The 20,685-nt window shown below is 42.3% G+C and carries 14 protein-coding genes; 7 read left to right on the top strand and 7 right to left on the bottom strand.

The window, feature by feature from the left end:
- Positions 1 to 146: 146 nt before the first annotated feature.
- From leuC to HMAT_RS15655, 7 genes are all read left to right on the top strand, one after another.
- Positions 147 to 1,544 (top strand): 3-isopropylmalate dehydratase large subunit, encoded by a 1,398-nt coding sequence (gene leuC / locus HMAT_RS15685; protein WP_104383784.1) that lies wholly within the window; start codon positions 147 to 149, stop codon positions 1,542 to 1,544.
- Positions 1,545 to 1,585: 41 nt separating this feature from the next.
- On the top strand, positions 1,586 to 2,176 hold the full coding sequence (leuD, locus tag HMAT_RS15680) for a 3-isopropylmalate dehydratase small subunit (protein ID WP_104383783.1): 591 nt from the start codon (positions 1,586 to 1,588) through the stop codon (positions 2,174 to 2,176).
- On the top strand, positions 2,170 to 3,648 hold the full coding sequence (locus tag HMAT_RS15675; protein WP_104383782.1) for an ATP-binding cassette domain-containing protein: 1,479 nt from the start codon (positions 2,170 to 2,172) through the stop codon (positions 3,646 to 3,648). Before leuD ends, HMAT_RS15675 begins: the two co-directional genes overlap by 7 nt.
- A gap of 161 nt (positions 3,649 to 3,809) precedes the next feature.
- The gene (gene leuB / locus HMAT_RS15670) at positions 3,810 to 4,883 is read left to right on the top strand and encodes a 3-isopropylmalate dehydrogenase (RefSeq protein WP_104383781.1); all 1,074 of its coding nucleotides are present in this window, start codon (positions 3,810 to 3,812) and stop codon (positions 4,881 to 4,883) included.
- A gap of 117 nt (positions 4,884 to 5,000) precedes the next feature.
- Positions 5,001 to 6,164 (top strand): 2-isopropylmalate synthase, encoded by a 1,164-nt coding sequence (locus tag HMAT_RS15665; RefSeq protein ID WP_104383780.1) that lies wholly within the window; start codon positions 5,001 to 5,003, stop codon positions 6,162 to 6,164.
- A 65-nt stretch (positions 6,165 to 6,229) separates the two neighbouring features.
- Positions 6,230 to 7,477, top strand: coding sequence for a threonine ammonia-lyase IlvA (gene ilvA / locus HMAT_RS15660; protein ID WP_104383779.1), 1,248 nt, complete (start codon positions 6,230 to 6,232; stop codon positions 7,475 to 7,477).
- Positions 7,478 to 7,649: 172 nt separating this feature from the next.
- The gene (locus HMAT_RS15655) at positions 7,650 to 8,165 is read left to right on the top strand and encodes a DUF2911 domain-containing protein (RefSeq protein ID WP_104383778.1); all 516 of its coding nucleotides are present in this window, start codon (positions 7,650 to 7,652) and stop codon (positions 8,163 to 8,165) included.
- A 92-nt stretch (positions 8,166 to 8,257) separates the two neighbouring features.
- Here HMAT_RS15655 and HMAT_RS15650 read toward each other — a convergent pair whose 3' ends face one another.
- From HMAT_RS15650 to HMAT_RS15620, 7 genes are all read right to left on the bottom strand, one after another.
- Positions 8,258 to 10,171 (bottom strand): sodium:solute symporter family protein, encoded by a 1,914-nt coding sequence (locus tag HMAT_RS15650; RefSeq protein WP_104383777.1) that lies wholly within the window; start codon positions 10,169 to 10,171, stop codon positions 8,258 to 8,260.
- A 42-nt stretch (positions 10,172 to 10,213) separates the two neighbouring features.
- Positions 10,214 to 11,119, bottom strand: a complete 906-nt coding sequence (locus HMAT_RS15645) for an endonuclease/exonuclease/phosphatase family protein (RefSeq protein ID WP_104384030.1) — start codon at positions 11,117 to 11,119, stop codon at positions 10,214 to 10,216.
- A gap of 141 nt (positions 11,120 to 11,260) precedes the next feature.
- Positions 11,261 to 12,490: a glycosidase gene (locus HMAT_RS15640; protein ID WP_305852146.1), complete on the bottom strand. Its 1,230-nt coding sequence runs from the start codon at positions 12,488 to 12,490 to the stop codon at positions 11,261 to 11,263.
- Between the two features lie 10 nt (positions 12,491 to 12,500).
- Entirely contained in the window at positions 12,501 to 14,318 is a 1,818-nt protein-coding gene (locus HMAT_RS15635) for an aryl-sulfate sulfotransferase (protein WP_104384029.1), read from the bottom strand.
- 163 nt (positions 14,319 to 14,481) lie between these two features.
- Positions 14,482 to 16,107 carry a RagB/SusD family nutrient uptake outer membrane protein gene (locus HMAT_RS15630; protein ID WP_104383775.1) on the bottom strand — a complete coding sequence of 542 codons (1,626 nt, stop codon included), beginning with the start codon at positions 16,105 to 16,107 and terminating at the stop codon, positions 14,482 to 14,484.
- A gap of 51 nt (positions 16,108 to 16,158) precedes the next feature.
- Positions 16,159 to 19,173: a TonB-dependent receptor gene (locus tag HMAT_RS15625; RefSeq protein ID WP_104383774.1), complete on the bottom strand. Its 3,015-nt coding sequence runs from the start codon at positions 19,171 to 19,173 to the stop codon at positions 16,159 to 16,161.
- 475 nt (positions 19,174 to 19,648) lie between these two features.
- A complete protein-coding gene (locus HMAT_RS15620) occupies positions 19,649 to 20,518 on the bottom strand; it encodes an AraC family transcriptional regulator (protein ID WP_104383773.1) in 870 nt (289 codons plus the stop codon).
- Positions 20,519 to 20,685 lie beyond the last annotated feature (167 nt).

Below are 20,685 nucleotides of genomic sequence, written 5' to 3'. Positions count from 1 at the left end.
TTTAGCATATCCGGGTGAATTCAATCCACAGATATGCTCCAAAATCATGAATATTTCGTAATTTAGTATATTGAAATCAGGGTGATATTGAGACATTTACAATATCACCCTGATTAAAATAAAAATAACATAAGAGAGATTAAAAAATGTCAAAAACATTAGTAGAAAAGATTTGGGATGCTCACGTCGTCAAGCGTGAAGAAGGGTTTCCGGATATTATATATATCGATACCCACTTGATTCATGAAGTTACTTCACCTCAAGCTTTTGATGGCCTACGCAAAAGAGGGATCCCAGTTTTTCGTCCAAAGCAGACGGTAGCAACTGCCGACCATAACGTACCCACACTCAACCAACATTTGCCAATCAAAGAAGAGCTATCGCGATATCAAGTTGATATGCTGACCAAAAATTGTGCTGAATTTGGCATTGAATTATATGGTTTGGGACATCCTTACCAAGGAATCGTACACGTGATCGGTCCTGAGTTAGGTATCACACTACCGGGTAAAACAATGGTCTGTGGTGATAGCCATACGTCAACACATGGAGCCTTTGGAGCTATTGCTTTTGGTATCGGAACCTCTCAGGTTGAACAGGTCTTTGCGACGCAGTGTTTATTGCAGTCCAAGCCTAAAACCATGAAAATTGAAGTCAATGGTACTTTACAAAAGGGCGTTGGCGCAAAGGATATTATCCTCTATATTATCTCCAAGATTTCTGCCGCAGGTGGTACAGGATATTTTATCGAATATGCTGGTTCAGCCATCCGCTCCTTGAGCATGGAAGCCCGTATGACCATCTGTAATATGAGTATCGAAATGGGGGCACGCGGCGGGCTTATTGCACCGGATCAAATCACATTTGATTATGTAGAAGGCCGCGAATTCGCACCAAAAGGAGAAGAATGGGACCAAGCCTTAGCGTATTGGAAAACATTATATTCCGATGAAGATGCCATTTTTGATAAAGTGTTGACATTTGACGCCGCTGACATCGCTCCTATGATTACCTATGGTACAAACCCGGGCATGGGTATGGGTATTGCCGAGCATATCCCGGCAACAAATGCACAACCGGAATCAGAAAGACCATCCTATCAAAAAGCATTGGACTACATGGGCTTTAAAGATGATTCAACCGTCTTAGGTAACCGTGTGGATTACGTTTTCATCGGAAGCTGTACCAACTCCCGTATCGAAGATCTACGTGAGGTAGCCTCATTCGTTAAAGGAAAACAAAAGGCACAGGACGTCGAAGTATGGATTGTTCCCGGCTCAAAACAGGTCGAAAAACAAGCCAAAGAAGAAGGCCTGGATAAAATATTTGAAGCCGCGGGATTCCAATTACGCGAACCGGGATGTTCCGCATGTTTAGGCATGAACGAAGACAAAATTCCTGCAGGTAAATATTGTGTTTCAACTTCAAATAGAAACTTCGAAGGACGTCAGGGGCCCAATGCACGCACCATGCTGGTATCTCCACTGACAGCAGCAGCAGCAGCAGTAACGGGCAAAGTAACAGATGTAAGAGAGTTAATATAACTAACTCCATTTTTTTAATTCTGACTTACTAAATTCTTAACATGAAAAAATTTGAAACTTTAACTTCATCGGTAGTGCCACTACCAATCGAAAATATTGATACCGATCAGATCATACCGGCGCGTTTTCTAAAAGCGACCACGCGCGAGGGATTTGGCAATAATTTATTCCGTGACTGGCGCTTTGATAGCGATAATCAGCCAAAAGCAGATTTCGTCTTGAACAACCCAATCTATTCCGGGAAAATATTGGTTGCCGGCAAGAACTTCGGTTGCGGTTCCAGCCGTGAACACGCGGCCTGGGCAATCCAGGACTATGGTTTTGATGTCGTTATCAGTTCGTTTTTTGCAGATATCTTTAAAGGTAATGCCCTTAATAATGGCGTACTGCCTATCCAAGTTCCTGAAGAATTTTTAGAGAAAATCTTCGAATTGGTCCATCAAAACCCAAACACCCAAATTATCGTTGATCTCGAAAAACAAACAGTTATGTTAACCGAGACCGGCGATCAATTTGAATTTGAAATCAATCCATACAAAAAATCATGTTTGATCAATGGATACGATGACATCGATTTTATCCTTAATCAAAAAGATTTAATTGAATCATTTGAAACAACAAAAAAATGGTAGACCCAGTCGTCCATATTGCCAATTTAACGATTCAGCACGGTAAAGATTCCGTACTGCAAGATTTAAATTGGCAAATTTTTCCTGGCGAACAATGGATCTTAGGTGGTCCCAGTGGCACAGGAAAAACAACGCTTGCGAAAGCAATTGCGGGGCAATTAAAATATGAGGGCACCATATCCTACCATCTGGATAATGCTAGTTCCCTTCCTCCAGTTGTGCATTACGTATCCAACTGGTTTCAGTTTACCAATCTCGAAGGTGATCGCAACTTCTATTACCAACAACGCTATAACAAGTTTGCAAAAAACGATACCTTAACAGTTTTTGCTGAATTGAAACATTTTGCGAAGGACGAACAGCTGGCCTTCGAAGATGTGGCACCCTACCTTGCCGTCTTTGGATTTGAAAATTTCAAAGACCAACAATTGATCGAACTTTCCAGCGGCGAACATAAACGCCTACAATTGGTCAAAGCACTTTGGCTTCAGCCGCAGGTCTTGATTATCGACCAGCCTTATACCGGACTTGATGTACAATCCAGAAAAGACTTGAACCAGATCTTCGATCAGCTTGCGGACAAGGGCGTATCCCTCCTACTGATCAGCAACGATGACGAACAACCGGATTGTATTAATCGTTTTGCCGAAATCCAGGATGGAAAAATTGTTCTTCGTCAACATAGCGGAGAAATTTCGCGGGGAATACCACGGAAGCGCAAGGAACTACCCTATTTCTTACAGCAGTCACCCAAAATCTCTGACCCAATCATGGTCAAGATGCGGCAGATCAACATTTCATACGGTGAGAAGCAGGTCTTGAAAAACATTGATTGGGAAGTAAAAGCAGGAGAAAAATGGCTGCTGCAAGGACATAATGGATCGGGAAAATCGACTTTATTAAGTCTGATCAACGGTGATCATCCCCAAGCCTACGCAAATGACATCCATCTTTTTGGTAAAAAGAGAGGATCAGGAGAAAGTATATGGGAAATCAAAGAACACCTGGGCATTATTTCTCCCGAATTACATTGGTACTACGATATGAATGCCAATGTAGGACAGACCATTGCTTCGGGATTCTTCGATTCGATGAGCCTGTATCAAAAATTGGGCTATGAACAACAGCAGAAGCTTGATCAGGTGCTCCATTTTTTTGATCTCAAAGACGTAAAACATAAAACATTAGGTTCTTTACCTTTAGGCCAACAGCGATTAGCATTACTGGCGCGCACGATCGTAAAACATCCTGAATTGCTTATATTAGATGAACCTTGCCAAGGATTGGATAAGGAACAATCACAATATTTTAATGATGTGATCGACGACCTGAGCAAAAATGGCCAGACCCTTATTTATGTCGGTCATTTCCAATCCCAATTACCGACTTGTATAGGCAACAAAATGGTACTGGAAAAGGGCGAAATTAAGTCCGTAGAACGAGTTATCCACAAAAAAGAGACTTTATCAACATAGAAATTGTGGAAAACGATAATTAAATAACAGATATTAGATGATAGATTATAGATGTTAGACAATGGATAGAAAAAATCCCTAGGGACACGTTTAGTAAGCCACTGGCTTGTACAACAAAAATTTCAATACTCCGATCTAATATCTCAATACTAAATAAAACAATGAAAAAAAATATTTTAATCATACCTGGAGACGGCATTGGCCAAGAAGTAACCACCTGGGGTAAAAAAGTTTTAGAAAAGATCGGTGAAAAATATGGTCATGAATTCAGTTTTGATGAAGCAATCATGGGCCATACAGCTATTGAAGCTACCGGCAATCCGCTTCCTGACGAAACCTTAGCAAAAGCGAAAGCTTCTGATGCCATCCTTTTTGGCGCGATCGGACATATCAAATACGATAATGATCCTTCGGCCAAGGTTAGACCAGAACAGGGGTTGTTGAAAATCCGGAAAGAATTAGGTTTATATGCCAATCTACGTCCTATCCTTTTATTTGATGAACTATTGGATGCATCGAGTTTAAAACCTGAAATTCTACAAGGAACAGATATTCTTTTTTTCCGTGAGTTGACGGGCGATGTGTATTTCGGTGAGAAAAACCGTAATGAGGACAATACCTTCGCTTCGGACTTGATGAACTACCACCGATATGAAGTAGAGCGTATCGCACGTAAAGCTTATGATGCTGCTCGTACGCGTAACAAAAGATTATGCTCGGTTGATAAAGCTAATGTATTGGAAACTTCCCGTTTATGGAGAGAAGTTGTACAAGAAATTGCAAAAGAATATCCAGATGTTGAAACTGAACACATGTTTATTGACAATGCAGCGATGCAATTGGTCAAGAACCCAAAGAAATTTGACGTGGTATTAACAGCGAATCTTTTTGGTGATATTTTGACTGATGAAGCATCTCAGATAGCAGGATCAATGGGTATGTTGGCCTCAGCTTCTGTTGGTGATGGCACAGGTTTCTTCGAGCCTATCCACGGCTCGGCACATGATATTGCTGGCCAGAATAAAGCGAATCCACTTGCTTCAATTTTATCCGCTGCATTAATGCTCGACATTAGCTTCGGTCTACAGGAAGAAGCAAAAGCAGTTACTAATGCGGTTGCCCAAACGCTCAAAGCGGGCTGGAGAACCGGAGATATTGCGAATGCCAATACAGAAGCTTCTAAAGTCTTGGGTACGCAGGAAATGGGCGAGAAAGTATTGGAGTTTATTAAATAGTAATGAGATATACGTATGGAGTAATGAGATTTTGGTGCAACAAAGCAAAAAAGGTCGATGCACTCACACTCTTTGCCCCATACTTCTTTAGTTATAAATCTTTTGAATTAAGAAATTATGTTACACGATCCTAACCATCTTTACATCTTCGACACCACATTGCGTGATGGCGAACAGGTACCGGGATGCCAATTAACTACTCCAGAGAAAATTGAGATCGCAAAGGACTTAGAAAAACTGGGGGTTGATATTATCGAAGCTGGTTTTCCTGTTTCCAGTCCCGGAGATTTCCAATCTGTCGTAGAGTTGTCCAAGGCGGTGAATGATGTTATTATATGTGCATTGACCCGTGCCAATCAAAATGATATCGACGTAGCTGCGGAAGCATTGAAATATGCCAAACGTCCACGTATTCATACCGGAATTGGTTCTTCGGACATGCACATCAAATATAAATTCAACAGTACAAGAGAAGAAATTTTAGAACGTGCCGTTGCAGCTGTAAAACATGCTAAATCTTATGTGGAAGATGTCGAGTTTTACGCTGAGGATGCCGGTCGTGCTGATTTGGAGTTTTTGGCTAAAATGATTGAATCAGTTATTGCTGCCGGTGCAACAGTTGTCAATATTCCCGATACCAATGGATACTGTTTACCGGACCAATATGGTTCAAAAATCAAGTATCTTAAGGAAAATGTACGTAATATCGATCAAGCCATTATTTCTGCACACTGTCACAATGATCTGGGGCTTGCTACGGCTAACTCCATCGCCGCGATACAAAACGGCGCCCGTCAGGTAGAATGTACCATCAATGGTATCGGCGAACGTGCAGGTAATACCTCATTGGAAGAAGTTGCGATGATCCTTAAAGTGCATAACCAAGCTTTCGGAAGCCTAACTTCGAATATTGATAGCCGTATGTTTACTTATCTATCCCGTAAAGTGAGCGATATGATGAACATGCCTGTGCAACCAAATAAAGCGATTGTTGGCCGCAATGCCTTTGCCCATAGTTCAGGCATCCATCAAGATGGCTTCTTGAAGCACCGCGAAAATTACGAGATCATCAGACCTGAAGATGTAGGCCTTGATGAAGCAGATATTATCTTGACGGCCCGTTCAGGAAGACATGCACTTAAACACCATTTGGAGCGCCTTGGTTTCCATCTTGAAAAAGATGATCTAGCAGATTGCTATCAACGCTTTTTGGTGTTGGCCGACGCAAAGAAAAATATTTGTGATGATGACTTAAAAAGCCTCATCCAAGAAAAGATATAAAAAATGGAAGGCTGCAGATGCAGCCTTTTTTTATCAAAAAACAACCTTAATCACCCTATCAAAAAATGGATCTATCAACCTTAAACATCAATTCAGAAGCTACGCTTGAGCGCATCAAATCGGTGGTCAATCGTACGCCTTTACAATATAACCGGCATTTATCCGAAAAATATGGCGCAGAAGTCTATCTCAAACGGGAAGATTTACAGGTCGTCCGTTCCTATAAACTGCGTGGTGCCTATAATAAGATTATTTCCCTGACAGCGGAAGAGCGCCAACGGGGTGTGGTCTGTGCTAGTGCTGGTAATCATGCGCAAGGTGTCGCCTTTTCGTGCAAAAAACTGGATATCAAGGGCGTTATCTTTATGCCCGGTCCAACACCGCGTCAGAAAATCTCCCAAACTGAAATGTGGGGCAATGGCAATGTTGAAATTGTATTGACCGGAGATACGTTTGACGATTGCCAAAAAGCGGCACTGGCTTACACGGAAGAGCATGGCATGACCTTTATTCCTCCATTTGATGACCTCAAGGTTGTGGAAGGACAAGGCACCGTGGCCGTCGAAGCATTACAGGATCTTCCTGATATGGATGCCATCTTTATTCCGATCGGTGGTGGCGGGCTTGCGGCAGGAGCAAGTTACTACCTGAAAAGCAAAAACAAAGCAATCAAATGTTATGGAGTCGAACCAGAAGGAGCACCATCTATGCAGGCAGCACTGGAAAACGGAGCGCCAATTGAATTGGAACACATTAATAAATTTGTGGATGGCGCAGCTGTAAAGAAAATTGGCGCAACCACATTTGAGATTGCCAAACAATTGCTGGATGATACGCGCTCCATTCCAGAGGGCAAAATTTGCACTTGTATCTTGGAACTATATAATAAAGACGCCATCGTGGTCGAACCAGCGGGCGCACTGTCTGTTGCAGCTTTGGAATTTCACAAAGAAGAAATAAAAGGCAAGAAGGTAGTTTGTATTATATCGGGCGGGAATAATGATATCGACCGCATGAGCGAGATCAAAGAACTATCATTACTTTATGAAGGCTACAAACATTATTTTATTGTCCGTTTCCCACAGCGCCCGGGAGCATTAAAACTCTTCGTTTCTGAAGTGTTAGGTCCTAAAGACGATATTACCCGTTTTGAGTTTATCAAGAAAACTGAACGGGAAAGAGGCCCGGCCCTAGTCGGCATTGAGCTCAACAAACCTGAAGATTACGACACACTGATCGCAAGGATGAAAGAGTATAAGTTTGATGTCATTGAAATCAACAAAGACCAAACCTTATTCGAGTATTTGGTATAAAAATAAAAAGCCAGCGATTAAAACGCTGGCTTTTATTTTTATCTACTCTCATTTTTTAAAATGATATAACTTGATACCGACCAGTCACGATTTCGTCAAGTTCTAAAAAAACAAAAAATTTTCATCACATAAAAATCTTATATTTAAGTGTTTAATCAAAAAATAAGCACATATGAGAGTACTAATTTTAACAATTTTGACCTTAATTGGTCAACTTGGCTTCGCCCAGACAGACAAAAGCAAACGTCCGAGTCCTCCAGACAACACCAAAGTAACCACAACTGATGGGGTTACAATCGACATCAATTATAGTCGTCCTTCACTCAAAGGCCGTAAGCTTGGTGTTGATATCGCTCCCGTAGGAAAAGTCTGGCGTACTGGCGCCAATGAAGCGACCACCATCGAATTCAATAAAGATGTACTGGTCGAAGGCAAAAAACTGGCGGCGGGAAAATATGGTCTCTATAGTATCCCCGGAGAACACGAAACAACCCTTATGTTCAGCAAAGTATGGGACCAATGGGGAACAAAATACGACGCCAAAGACGATGCCCTACGCGTTTCGGTCAGCAACGGTAAGTCTGATAACAACCAGGAACAGTTTAAAATCAATGCGACTCCGGAAGGAAATATATCCTTGGAATGGGGAGATTATGTCATCCCTTTTCTGGTCAAAGCAAGTAACTAGCTGATCCAATCAGTCCATTTTACAAAAATAGGACACGCGTCGAAACACGACGGGTAGCCTATTTTTGTATTGTCGGAAAACAGTTCGTATGGTTAATCAATAGTCGTCTTTTCAGTCATGGTCTTGTCCGTTTTATTCAGCCCATACTTTAGCATAAAAGCGTTATACTCCTCCTCCTCCCGGTTCATTTTATCATACCAGTTCTTTTTCAGAATAAGTGTGGTGATCCCCAATAGCAAGACTGTTGTCAATAAACCCTGTCCCTGTTTGATCACAATATACATAGGAACCAAAGTCAGGCAGCATTGCCATATAATACCAACGGCCACATTGGCCATATCCCGCTTAAAATGATCATTCTTCTTGAGGTCCGGATATTTTTCCAGTGCTTTCTGATGAATGGGTCCCCAAAATCCCCAAGGCCGTATACGTACATAAAAATCAACAAGCACTTCCTCCTCGGTAGGTCGGGATAACCATGTACCTGCAAAACAGCCCAGCAGCGATAGAACAAAAAGCAAAGGAAAAAAATAAAGCGGAAGGGTATCTGGAAAAAACTGCGGGAGTATTACTGCCCCAAATATACCTGCCAGCATTCCCCAGAAAAATCCGGTACCATTAAAACGCCACCAGTGCCATTTCAATACATTTGCCGCGATATAACCACCATATAACGCGGAGACAATCCATTGTAATACCGAATTGATATTCTGCACATATAAGCCAATAATGGTACTACAAATGACCACCGCAATAGAAACTACATAACTCAGACGGATCTGCTTCTTTGGCGAAGCAGACCGGTACATAAACTTCAACAGTACATCATTTACCAGATAAGCCTGTGCGGCATTAACTGTTGAAGCGAAAGAAGACATAAATGCGGCCAATAGGCCCGCCAGCAACAGCCCGGTTAACCCTACCTTTCCGAAGCGGCTGATTGCCTTGGGCAGGATAATTTCAAAATCCATCTGATTGCCCATGTGTGCAAATTCATCCCGAAAAAATACCAGGGCTAATACCGTGAACCCCATAATCATCAGATAACGGGGGATAAGTAGGATGACCGACACCGAACCACTCATTAAAGCGGCCTCTCTAGGGGATCTACAGGCTAATATCTTCTGCATGTCATAGTTGGCCGCCGGTCCTGCCATGCTCATAAATATGCCTTTAAATAGCATCATCATCACAAATACCGTAAAAAGATTGTATTGATCATCGGCGATCCGATCCATGATAGAAGGAAGTAAAGTACTCCAGTCCAAGTCCAAGTGCCAACCGAAGAAGGGGGAATCCCATCCTGCTGGCGTATTGGCCGCCAACAGCTCGGGGCTAACCTGCTGCATGGCAATAACAGCGATGGCAATTCCCGAAATAATCATAATACCAAACTTGACCATGTCCGCCCACACAATGCTGTGCATTCCACCAAGCATGACATAAAATGTCGTTATCGCTGTAAAGAAAATACCATACAGTTGCGGAGCCATCGCCGGGTCAATCGTCAAGGGAATAAAGCGGGATACCTGTTCCCAGGGGAAAAAAACTTCCATGAATTTCCCTATACCGATAAAACCATAACATAAAAAACCCATTACAGCAACAATGGCATATAGAATGACGATGGTATAAGCTCCATCAGCCCCCCGACCATGACCAAAACGTGTACGGATCCATTCTGCTCCGGTAAGGACATTGGATCGTCGCAGCCAGACCGACAGATAGACCATCAAAAAAATCTGATTAAAAACAGGCCATAACCAAGGGATCCACATGCTTTTTAAGCCATATACAAAGGCCAGATAGACCATCCACATGGTCCCCGAGATGTCGAACATGCCCGATGCATCAGAAATACCGAGCATGTAATAGGGAAGCTTTTTCCCGCCTAAAAAATACGAATCAAGATTCTTGGCGGCTCGCTTTTTAAGGATCAAACCGATGACAATCATCGCAAGTAAATAACTGACGATGATAACTATATCTATTACGGAAATTTCCATGAATATTCTTTTCGTGGTCATCCGCAATCTACAATTATATTTCTATTTCTCCAATTGATCAATCACGACCGAAACAGGGTAATGATCAGATATCTCCTCAAGTGCAGGACCATTATGCACGTCCACCTGCTTTACATGAGATGCTAAAGATTCAGACAGCAAAATATAATCAAGTCGTTCAGAAACCGCTGCTAACCTTGGGTCACCCCATTTCCAATTGTAAAGTGTGGCAGCGGGATAGCTTGCTCGCTTGATTTCGGGAAATACAGATCGCCCGACACAATCTTCAAAACCCGCGGCCAGGAAAGTCGAAAGTACACTATAATCAAATCTACGCTCTCTCACGTTGCCATATTGGGGATTTTCTGCGTCCCATTTTATCAGATTTTCCTTCAAAGTGAACTGCTTTTCCAGCCAAATGGCATCCAATGGGGAGTAGGCATTCAGATCCCCCAGAATAATACAGCTATCCAGATGATTATTCTTTACGTATTCTGCAATTTGTTTCGCTTCTCCCAGCCGATATTGCCAGGAAAAGGGACTAAGATGCGTGACAATAAAGTCTAATTTTTTAATCTTTACATGCAGCATGCCATGCCAAAACTTATCTAACCGCGCGTTGACAACAGTAATCGGATAACTGGAGGAAATACCGACAGGATAGCCTTCCTCCTTTAATAAAACAGCATAGCTGTGGCCGTATGACTTTGCCAATTGCAGCAAGTCGGCCCGCTTAAAGTCCACCAGCTCCTGTAATGCCACAACATCAGGTTGCTCCTTTTTCATCCACGCACTAAATTTATCCTTGCGATCCTGCTGCTTTTCAAAACCATTCCAGATATTATAGGAGATAATTTTCAACGTCGCCCGTTCTTGGGCAGACAAAAAGGATGTCAGGCACAGAAGACCAAGCAGAGTTAGGATTTTAATATTATCTTTCTTTAACATATCACGAGTTTGTCCAACGTACATTTTGTTACTGCATTTCACACAGCCGTAACTTTCATGAAATACACGGGATTTCATTTATACTGGGTGATTGAACTCGATACTCGATTAAGTATGCCCTTTAGCCCAGTTTATCTACACCTATTTTGTCAGGCGACCGACCGATCCATTGCTTTTATTACCCACGTAGGCGGCATTATGATCAATCAGACGAATTACTTTGCGCAGTGATTCCGCAGAACGTAGCCCATCCTCCGCTGTATTCAGGCAATAATCCAGCAGTTTGGTCACCGAAGAAACCGCAACATGCGTCCGCGTATCACTGGAAGCATAATAAATATATACGGTACCATCCACATCCATGATCCAACCATTAGAAAACAATACGTTGGAGACATCGCCTACCCTTTCCTCCCCCTCGGGGGCCATCAGATAACCCGCGGGTTCCGCAATTAATTCACTTGGATCCTCCAGGCTCGTGAGATAAAGGTATAACACATAGCGTAGGCCAGCTGCAGTCCCCCTTACCCCGTGCGCGAGATGCAACCAGCCTCGATCCGTCTTTAGTGGCGCTGGCCCCTCCCCATTTTTGAGTTCTTTGATGGTATGATAAAAACGCTTATTAATAATCTTTTCCTGGCTGATTACGGCATTGCTGATATCGTCCACGAGTGCCCACCCGATACCGCCGCCACTTTTTGCCAGAATAAAATCATCCTGAGGGCGTGTATAAAATGCGTACTTGCCTTCCACAAACTCGGGATGCAGTACCACATTACGCTGCTGGCTATTTGCCTTTAGATTGGGTAGACGTTCCCAATGAATGAGATCTTTCGACCGGATGATTCCTGCGGAGGCAACCGCGCTTGAAAGATCACCTGGAGCAGCATCAGGAGCATACTGCTCACTACAAAAAATACCGTATACCCAGCCATCCTCATGAGCTGTGAGCCGCAGATCATAGACATTTGTTTCCGCGGCGTCCAAATCAGGCAACAACAGCGGATGTTCCCAAAAATGAAAATTGTCAACACCATTATCGCTTTCAGCGATCGCAAAAATAGACTTCCGGTCAACAGCTTCAACACGGACGAATAGCAAGTACTTACCCTTCCAATGCAGTGCACCGGCATTCATCGTTGAGTTGAATGCGATCCGCTCCAAGAAATGAGGGTTCGTCAATGGGTTGAAATCATAACGCCAGTTGAGTGGAATATGTTCTTTGGTGACGACAGGATTTAAATAGCGGGTAACAATCTTTCCCGTATCTTCCAGTCCGACATTCGTTTTTTTCAATAATAAGCGTTGTGTTTCGACAATATAAGTTTGTTGACGTTCAAAGGATTCGGACATAAAATTGCGTAAGTTCAAAAATTTTTGTTTATAAATTCGCGGGATAAAGTGGTATACGTGTTACCCGATGAAATGCAGTACCACTACCTGCAGTGATCTCCAGTTCAAAGACAACCTCTTTCGTTTTAGGGTTGATCTCGATCACACGTCCGCCCGTTCCGGCACTTGTTTTGACGCCCATCCCCGGAAAGAATAGCATATTCCCTGTCTGTGTGAGGTATTGCACACCGGACAAAGCCTGAGAAAAAGCTTCGACTCCCCTTTCCTTTCCATAAGACCAAAGTTGTTGCACTGTTCTTTTAGTTGCGTCAATTTTATATTCAACAACCCGACTATAATTATTTGCACCGCTCCCAAAATTGGGAATCCAATTCCGGTTATAGCCATTATCGAAGACCAAAATACGATCTTCTGCAAGTGCGACCGGAGTATGAGGTCCCCAAGGCCAGTCAAATCCTGCTGTGCTGGCATCCCCATTGATAACAGCAGGGTCAGTAATAACTGTCCCATCTTCAGCAATAGGTTTTAAAAGCAAGGATTGATATTTAGCTCCCCAAAACTTATGGGGAGAGATCATCCATTGTGGTTGCCCAGAATGGTTAAAACGTAGGATTCCCTGATATCTTAAAGTTGCCAATAAGTCATTTCCAATTTCGGCAATGGAATTGTTGTGTGCCCAGTTGTTGGGCGTCTGTGAGAATGTCGGTGGGGTAATACCATCGGGTTTTACATAACGAGTGGTATCCAACTGCTTGGCCAGATCCCATTCCATGACCAAACTCCCTGTTTGGGGATTCAGTTCGATGATATGATCATTTACACGCGGTTCACCGTTAACTAAACGCGCCGCTGTTTTTGTGACTGTTATTAAAAAATTGCCATTAGCAGCCTCTGTGATTTCATGATGAAATCCGTAACCAAGTTTGGCGAGATCCCATTCACGCTTCAAATTACCGAACATATCAATTTCCACTACCCTTTGCTGCGCTTGGTCACCAGCAATAAAAGTTCCGCTTTTAGTACGCTTTAGGCCAATGGAATAAGAGAGCCGTTGTAATTCCGGAGATGATTTAAGCTGTAGAAGCCAACGCAATTCACCCTCCTGATCAATCATGTAAGGCAGTGAAACATCGGCTTCGCTTCGTCCGGGATAATGCACCAGATTGACGCCCGGTTCCATTTTATCGGCCTGGGCTTTCACAATCTTCCATCTTGGAAAGTCCTGCACACTCACTGCTCCAGTCTGGATATGTATGGTCGTTTTCCCTCTTTCATTTCCTTCCCGATCGGTAAAAGTCAGATCGACAATATTGTCGTGATCAGGATATAAGCCCAGTACAGGCACACTTTGTCGCGGAATATCGGTATGGCACAAATGTGTAATTGTTCCTGCGGAACCGTTTTTGCCCTGCACGGTTACTTTTACACGACCATAAGTAGGTAACCACACATCCACCATTGCAGCCAGCGGGTTATAGCCCGAGGGGTTAAGTTTGATGTTTTCGACAATATAATCAAGCGCGGTACCTTTGGTCGGAACGATCAATTTGGAACCGTCATTAAATGTAAGATCAGTCCGCCAGCGGGCTAATTCAGGTTCTATTTTTGCAACATCCGCCAGCGGAATGCTTACACTTCCCTTTTCAAAATTGAAAATATACTCATCCACTTTCTTGGTGACGTCCACTAGCAATTCGCCATCCTCAACCTTTGCATTTAGGGACAACTTTGCGGTTGATGCTTCCGATGTCTCCCGATCTTTCTTACACGAAACAAACAGTATAAGCAAGGTTGTGGTATATAAAGCCAAATTTGAAAAGTTCCTAGCTATTCTTGTTGTTATCATACCCATATGTTATAAAAATGGAATTTCTCTTATATTCCAACAGCGAAATTCCGTTGTTGTTGGAGATTTAGGTTTATGTATGCATTACTGCGGTTGGGCGCAAAATTTAAGCTGAAATGCTTACGGTTTCAGATGAAATAAAAACCGTAAGCATTTTCTGCATTTATCGCCACAATGGATGTTGCTGAATTTTTGAATTTGTATTGATTTCTCCTTCCGGAATAGGAAGATAATAATGTTTGGGCTGGAAATTATTCGCACCTTGCTTCTTATTATCGACAAAGATCTGTTTCATTTGTATCGGTGTATACCAACGTTTTAGATCGAAAAAGCGATGTCCCTCAAAGAAAAATTCCAATTCATTTTGTTTTATTATTTCTTTCATCAACTCATCGGCATTGGTCCAGGTTTTATTTGCTAAACCTGCGCGATCACGAACACGCTTTAAACTAGACGCGGCTCCAGCAATATTTCCATTTTTAGCACATGCTTCAGCATGCAACAACAAGACCTCTGCAAACCGAAATACACGAAGGTTATTGTTGCGGTTCGCAGCATCATACATACTATTCGCTCCAGCGATATTTCTATAAAAATTGGTATATTTTTTAATCAGGAAACGACCGGTTTTACCGTCAATTGTTGGGAAAGTAGGCTCCCCACGTTGCCGCTTTGGTCCAGCATTACTCCACATAAGATCAAAAGACTGATTACCAAACCAAGCACCGTCAGTAAGGCCTGTCTCATAGTCGGAATATTTCCAGAAGAAACTCGTATACATCCGTTTATCAAAGCGCGTATCTGAGCCCGCGGGACGTTCTTCTGAAATAAAATCACGAACAACAGCTGCCCCGGGCATTAATTTAAACCAGGCACCTGTACCATCTGGTCCAGCAAAATTAGGTAGAACGAATCCCATTGCACAAGAAGCACAGTCTACCCCCCAATTTCCATCCCCACCGAACTTACTGTCATAAACTATTTCCCAAACTGACTCCTTATTCAGCTTAGTTGTTTCCTTGAAATTATCTTCAAAATTAGTCGTCAGATCATACCCGTAGGGTGCAGTCAATAAGGCCTTCAATTCTGTTTCGGCCTCGGCATATTGCTTGGTATATACCAATACCTTTCCCAGATAGGCAACCGCAGCCCCTTTCGTAACACGCCCAGCTTCTGCAGCAGATCGTGTTATTGGCAGGTTGTCCTTCGCTATTTTGAAATCTGCAATTACCTGTTTCCATATTTCGGCTTCAGGTGACGCAGGTTTGCTCGCACCATCTGGATCATCATCTGTCGGCAATACTCTTAAAGGTACATCACCATAATTTGCCGCCAGCAGAAAATAATACATTCCCCTTAAAAAGCTAGCTTCTCCGACCAGCTCTTTTTTTCGGCTTTCATCCATTGAAACCCGCGGAATATTTTTTAAAAACACATTTGCTCTATTTATTCCGCTATATAAGCTTCCAAAATCACTTTCTGGGGTACCCGCGGAATTGAGGAAGTTGACATATTCCCAAGTAAATGCTTCCTCACCACTGAGAAACCACATATCATCTGCTCTGTTCATCGTTTGATAACCACCGTACGCTCCGTAGTAACCTGACATTTGTGAACGAATTGGTGAATAAATCGTAGCCATCGCAGACTGGGCATCGGATTCAATTGCCCAATAAGTCTCCTCAACAGGTAAATTAGGATTGGTTCGATCCAAAAAATCTGACTTACAGCCTCCTAAGAATAATAAGGAAGCTGCTATAACCGTATATTTTTTTATTGAAAAGTTCATCTATATCGTATTTAAAACATAAATTTATTTATATAACAGACCGATTATCCATTAAAAGTTAGCCTGAACACCAAACATAATGGTCCGTGCCAATGGGAAACGACCATGATCCGTACCGGCGGTTAGTACACCAGATGGCGTTCCATTGTCACCGTTACTTTGACCTAAATCTGGGGTATAGCCTTTATATTTTGTCACGGTAAACAGATTGTCCCCAGCCAGAAATACGCGTGCGTTTTTCAACGTTGCCTTACTTAGCCATTCCGCAGGTAGTGTATACCCAACTTCAATAGTTTTTAAACGGAAGAAAGCTCCGCTCTCAATCCAACGGTCACTGACCCGACGCTTATTGTCGTTTGGATCCTCCCTTGTGTACCTTGGAATATCAGTGTTTGGTCTGCTTGGCGTCCATGAATCTAGTAAACGAGCAGAATGATTATTCACTTCGTTGGTTTGTTCCATGCGCGCTCGGGTATAATTATAAATCTTATTGCCATACATACCATCAAAGAAGACAGCTATATCGAATCCTTTATAGTCTAGACCTCCTCGTATACCATAAGCAAGACTTGGGAAAGGGCTACCAACATACTGACGGTCATTATTGTCAATACGGCCATCTTTGTTATAATCTACAAATTTGATGTCCCCCGCAGCAGCATTTGGCTGAATTACTTTACCATCTGCAGATTTATAGCCTTGTGCTTCTGCATCTGACTGGAAAAGTCCATCGGTTTGGATCACCCAGAAACCTCCAATTGGATAACCAACTTTAGCCCAGGTAATTGTTCCCTCTCCCTGCGGATTATAGCCACCAAATTCCTGAACATTACCTACTGTGACCGCTTTCACTTTATTTTTCACCGTAGAAGCATTCACGCCAATGTTATAGTTCAGTTCTCCAACAGAATTCTTGTATGTCGCTAATAACTCAAAACCCTTGTTGCTAATTGTTCCCGCATTCATCACTGGCGTTCCTTTAAGTCCAGCCGAAGGAGGTTGATTAATCCCTAAAAGAATATCCTTGGTTTCACGCACGTAATAATCAGCACTGATGTTCAATTTCTTTTGCATAAATGCCAAATCTAACCCAATATTGCTTGTCGCTGTTTCTTCCCAAGTCAGGTTTCGCGGCGAAACCCAGTTGATACCGGTACTTGCCCCCTGCCACCAGGTACCTCCTTGCAAATAATTGATGCCATAAGTAGTTATCCTCTGTGTGGTGTAATTTGCAATTTCCTGATTACCTAGTCGACCATAACTGGCACGGAGTTTAAATTCATTGACTGTACCTTTTGCTGTTTCGAAAAATTTCTCATTCATCACATTCCAGCCCAAAGCGATAGACGGGAATACCCCATATCGCGCTCCATCTGCGAATTTGGAAGAACCATCGCGGCGTATTGTCGCTGTAAGTAGGTAACGGCTATCATAACTATACATTACACGTCCAAACTGGGAGATCAATGCCGCTTCATTTAGACTACCCGAAGTCGTTTGTTCTGTCGGAGAAGCCGCATCAATAGCATCAGTTCCCAATGGCAGATTATTCCGTCCCGCACCAAAACCTCGGTTGGTATTTTCCTGGGCGGAATAACCCGCTAATAATGAAATAGTGTGTTTATCAAACGTGTTATCGTAATGCAATGTATTTTCAACTAACCATTGATTGTTAAAAAATGCGCTTTCATTGAGAAAAGATTTGCGCACATCGGTACCATAGGTATAGGCTTCTCCTTTATTATAATTCCTGCCAGTTGTCTTGTTGACCCCGACATTTAATTTATATTTTAGTCCCTTAATAAACAAATCTACCTCGGCGTATCCATTGAGCATAAGATCTGTCTGATATACATGTCGGTTGAACAAGTTCAAAATCCCCACAGGATTGTCCAAGTTCTTCATCCACGGCGCATAGGTAGCATATCCACCAACTAAATTGGCATCATAAATAGGTACCAGCGCGTTTTGTCGTAAGATATCTGTGATAGTCAGGTCTGAAAATTTTCGGTCACCTGATTTTATCAAAAAGGTATTTCCTACCCGTAAGTGGTTGTTAAAAAAACTAAAGGTATTTTTTGTACGCAGATTGAAAGCTTTATAACCGGTAGTCTTCAAGATGCCTTGTTGATTTAAATAACCTCCGGACACACTATAGGTAGACTGTTCTCCCCCACCCGAAATATCGAGATTGACCTTATTAACTGGGGCTGTATGAAATACCTCGTCCTGCCAATTCGTATTTGTATTTAGATTTTGTGCTTCTGTTGGTAGATACCCGTTGTCATGCTGAAACTGTTTCCATTGTGGGCCATCCATCAAATCCATTTTTTTCGGAAGACTTTGAATACCTGTGTATGCATTTAAGCTCAAGGTCGCTGGAGTTGCTTTTCTGCCGCCTTTTGTGGTAATGATTACAACACCATTGGCCGCCCGAGATCCATAGATCGCAGCAGCAGAAGCATCTTTCAGTACTTCGAGCGATGCAATATCATTCGGATCCACCATATTGATATCACCAAATACCCCGTCAATGACGTAAAGAGGCGCATTATTTCCCATAGAACTTAGCCCACGGACATTAATGCTCATACCTGCCCCCGGCGTTCCGCTAGCGTTAGATACCGTTACCCCGGCAACACGCCCCTGCAACGCACCAGCAGCACTCTTTGCTAGGTTAGACTGCAGATCCTTTCCTGTAACAGATGCTACAGCACCTGTTAAATCACCTCTTTTCACTGTACCATATCCGATAACAACAACTTCATCCAGGTCGGTTCCCGATTGAAGTACAATACTGTATGTCGAGGCTTCATTAACAAGAACCTCCTGTTCCTTCATTCCTACATAGGTAATTTTTAAGGTTTTTCCTTTCTCGACATCAAGCGCAAAAGAACCATCAGCATCGGTTTTTGTCCCCCCGGTACCACCTTTGATGTTTACAGTGGCACCCGCCACTGGCTTATTATCTGCATCAAGGACTTTCCCCCGTACTTTTTGGGATTGTTGCGCCCAAGCAAATGTGCCATAAGCCGAAAATAAAAGCAGTAAAGCTGTTTTTCTCATATTTTGTGTATTTAAGGTTTACAATAAATAGATAGATTATATATAATATGTCTATACTTAATTGGTATGCTATTATTGGTCTATAGGACGAAATTAGAGAAAAGGGAAAGTCAAGAATAGCAAGATCAGATCATTTGTATTGTACTTTTAATTCATATTTCCGATAAAGAGATCTCAAGAAATACAAACGCAAACGATTGCGCACTCCAAAAAGGAAAAGAGGGTAATGAAAATATGCACCGGCCTAAAACAAAAATCAAAATATTGAAAAACAGAATGTTACAAACAAACTAACAACAATTCATTGAACTCTAAGTTCATTTTTATTGAATTATTGTACAGCGTTGAACAAAGCGATGCTATTGTCTGTTAGACTATATGGTCCCTATCAGGCTATTAACGGTATTCAGTATTGTCATGGGGATGACAAAATGTGCTCAGGATCTGCGTATAGGAGTAGGTTGCGGCTAGGTCACTAGATAATCATCTGCTGTTTCCGTAGGCTATTTCTGTATTCAATAGGTGTTATCCCTTTTTTCTTCTTGAATACACGGTAGAAATAAGAAACGCTATTAAACCCACACTGCTCAACAATATCCGCAATCGGAGTTTCCTCCTTTAACAGCCTTACAGCCGTATTGATCCGAAAGTCGAGTAAGTAGTCCGTAAAATTCAATGTTGTAGCCGATTTCAAAAAGCGAGAGAAAGTCGATTTGCTCATGTTCATAATCGCTGCAACCATAGGCAGGCTCAATTCCTTGTTGATATTCGCAACGACATATTCCTGCAGACGTCCCATAAGTAGTTCGCTGTTGCTCAAAACAGTATTTGTTGCGGTGGATAATACACGGATATCCTCGCCCTTTGAAAGTTCATAGAGCAAGACAAGCAGCTTCATCACCGAATAGAAGCCATCGCGCTCTAATGTCAATATACGGAGCAAAGGAAGCACGCGATCGACAGTATCTTTTCCAAATACAACACCGCGAGATGCTTTTGACAAAAGTTGTTGTATACTTGCAAATTGCTTTTTATCCAGGTATTGTTCGATGAGGGAAGGATGAAACTGTATCGTGATTTCATGAATATCGCTCGATTGGCATTCGCCGTCCTTCCAGGCATGTTCAAGCTCAGGACTTGCAATCAATACCAGATCCTGTTCACCGATCGTTTCCATAGAATTACCAATGATACGTTGTGCACCAGAAGCGCCTTCCACATAATTGAGTTCGTATTCGGGATGGATATGTACCGGAAAAGTGAAAGAAGATTTTCGTCTGTCAAACACCACAAAGCAATCATCAGCGGACAAAGGTGATTTTTCTCGAAATATATCAGGTCTCATAATCAGTTCTTTTTTCCCTTTGGTAAATTACCCAAACTTAATTAAAATTATACGCATAATCAATGCCTCTTTCTTGTTAAGAAACATTTCAGCGACAATACGCGAAATTGAGCTGCTGTATCCTTGCCACTCAGATGTTGACCACCCTTCAACACAGCAAAACGAAC

Source organism: Sphingobacterium sp. HMA12 (assembly GCF_002933815.1).
Classification (GTDB): Bacteria; Bacteroidota; Bacteroidia; order Sphingobacteriales; family Sphingobacteriaceae; genus Sphingobacterium.
Note: the sequence above shows the minus strand (reverse complement) of the source record. Positions and strands in the feature narration are given on the sequence as shown.

Bases quoted from the DNA above. Each gene is read 5' to 3' on its own strand.
- leuC (WP_104383784.1), top strand. From the start codon at position 147: ATGTCAAAAACATTAGTAGAAAAGATTTGGGATGCTCACGTCGTCAAG.
- leuD (WP_104383783.1), top strand. From the start codon at position 1,586: ATGAAAAAATTTGAAACTTTAACTTCATCGGTAGTGCCACTACCAATC.
- HMAT_RS15675 (WP_104383782.1), top strand. From the start codon at position 2,170: ATGGTAGACCCAGTCGTCCATATTGCCAATTTAACGATTCAGCACGGT.
- leuB (WP_104383781.1), top strand. From the start codon at position 3,810: ATGAAAAAAAATATTTTAATCATACCTGGAGACGGCATTGGCCAAGAA.
- HMAT_RS15665 (WP_104383780.1), top strand. From the start codon at position 5,001: ATGTTACACGATCCTAACCATCTTTACATCTTCGACACCACATTGCGT.
- ilvA (WP_104383779.1), top strand. From the start codon at position 6,230: ATGGATCTATCAACCTTAAACATCAATTCAGAAGCTACGCTTGAGCGC.
- HMAT_RS15655 (WP_104383778.1), top strand. From the start codon at position 7,650: ATGAGAGTACTAATTTTAACAATTTTGACCTTAATTGGTCAACTTGGC.
- HMAT_RS15650 (WP_104383777.1), bottom strand. From the start codon at position 10,171: ATGGAAATTTCCGTAATAGATATAGTTATCATCGTCAGTTATTTACTT.
- HMAT_RS15645 (WP_104384030.1), bottom strand. From the start codon at position 11,119: ATGTTAAAGAAAGATAATATTAAAATCCTAACTCTGCTTGGTCTTCTG.
- HMAT_RS15635 (WP_104384029.1), bottom strand. From the start codon at position 14,318: ATGATAACAACAAGAATAGCTAGGAACTTTTCAAATTTGGCTTTATAT.
- HMAT_RS15630 (WP_104383775.1), bottom strand. From the start codon at position 16,107: ATGAACTTTTCAATAAAAAAATATACGGTTATAGCAGCTTCCTTATTA.
- HMAT_RS15625 (WP_104383774.1), bottom strand. From the start codon at position 19,173: ATGAGAAAAACAGCTTTACTGCTTTTATTTTCGGCTTATGGCACATTT.
- HMAT_RS15620 (WP_104383773.1), bottom strand. From the start codon at position 20,518: ATGAGACCTGATATATTTCGAGAAAAATCACCTTTGTCCGCTGATGAT.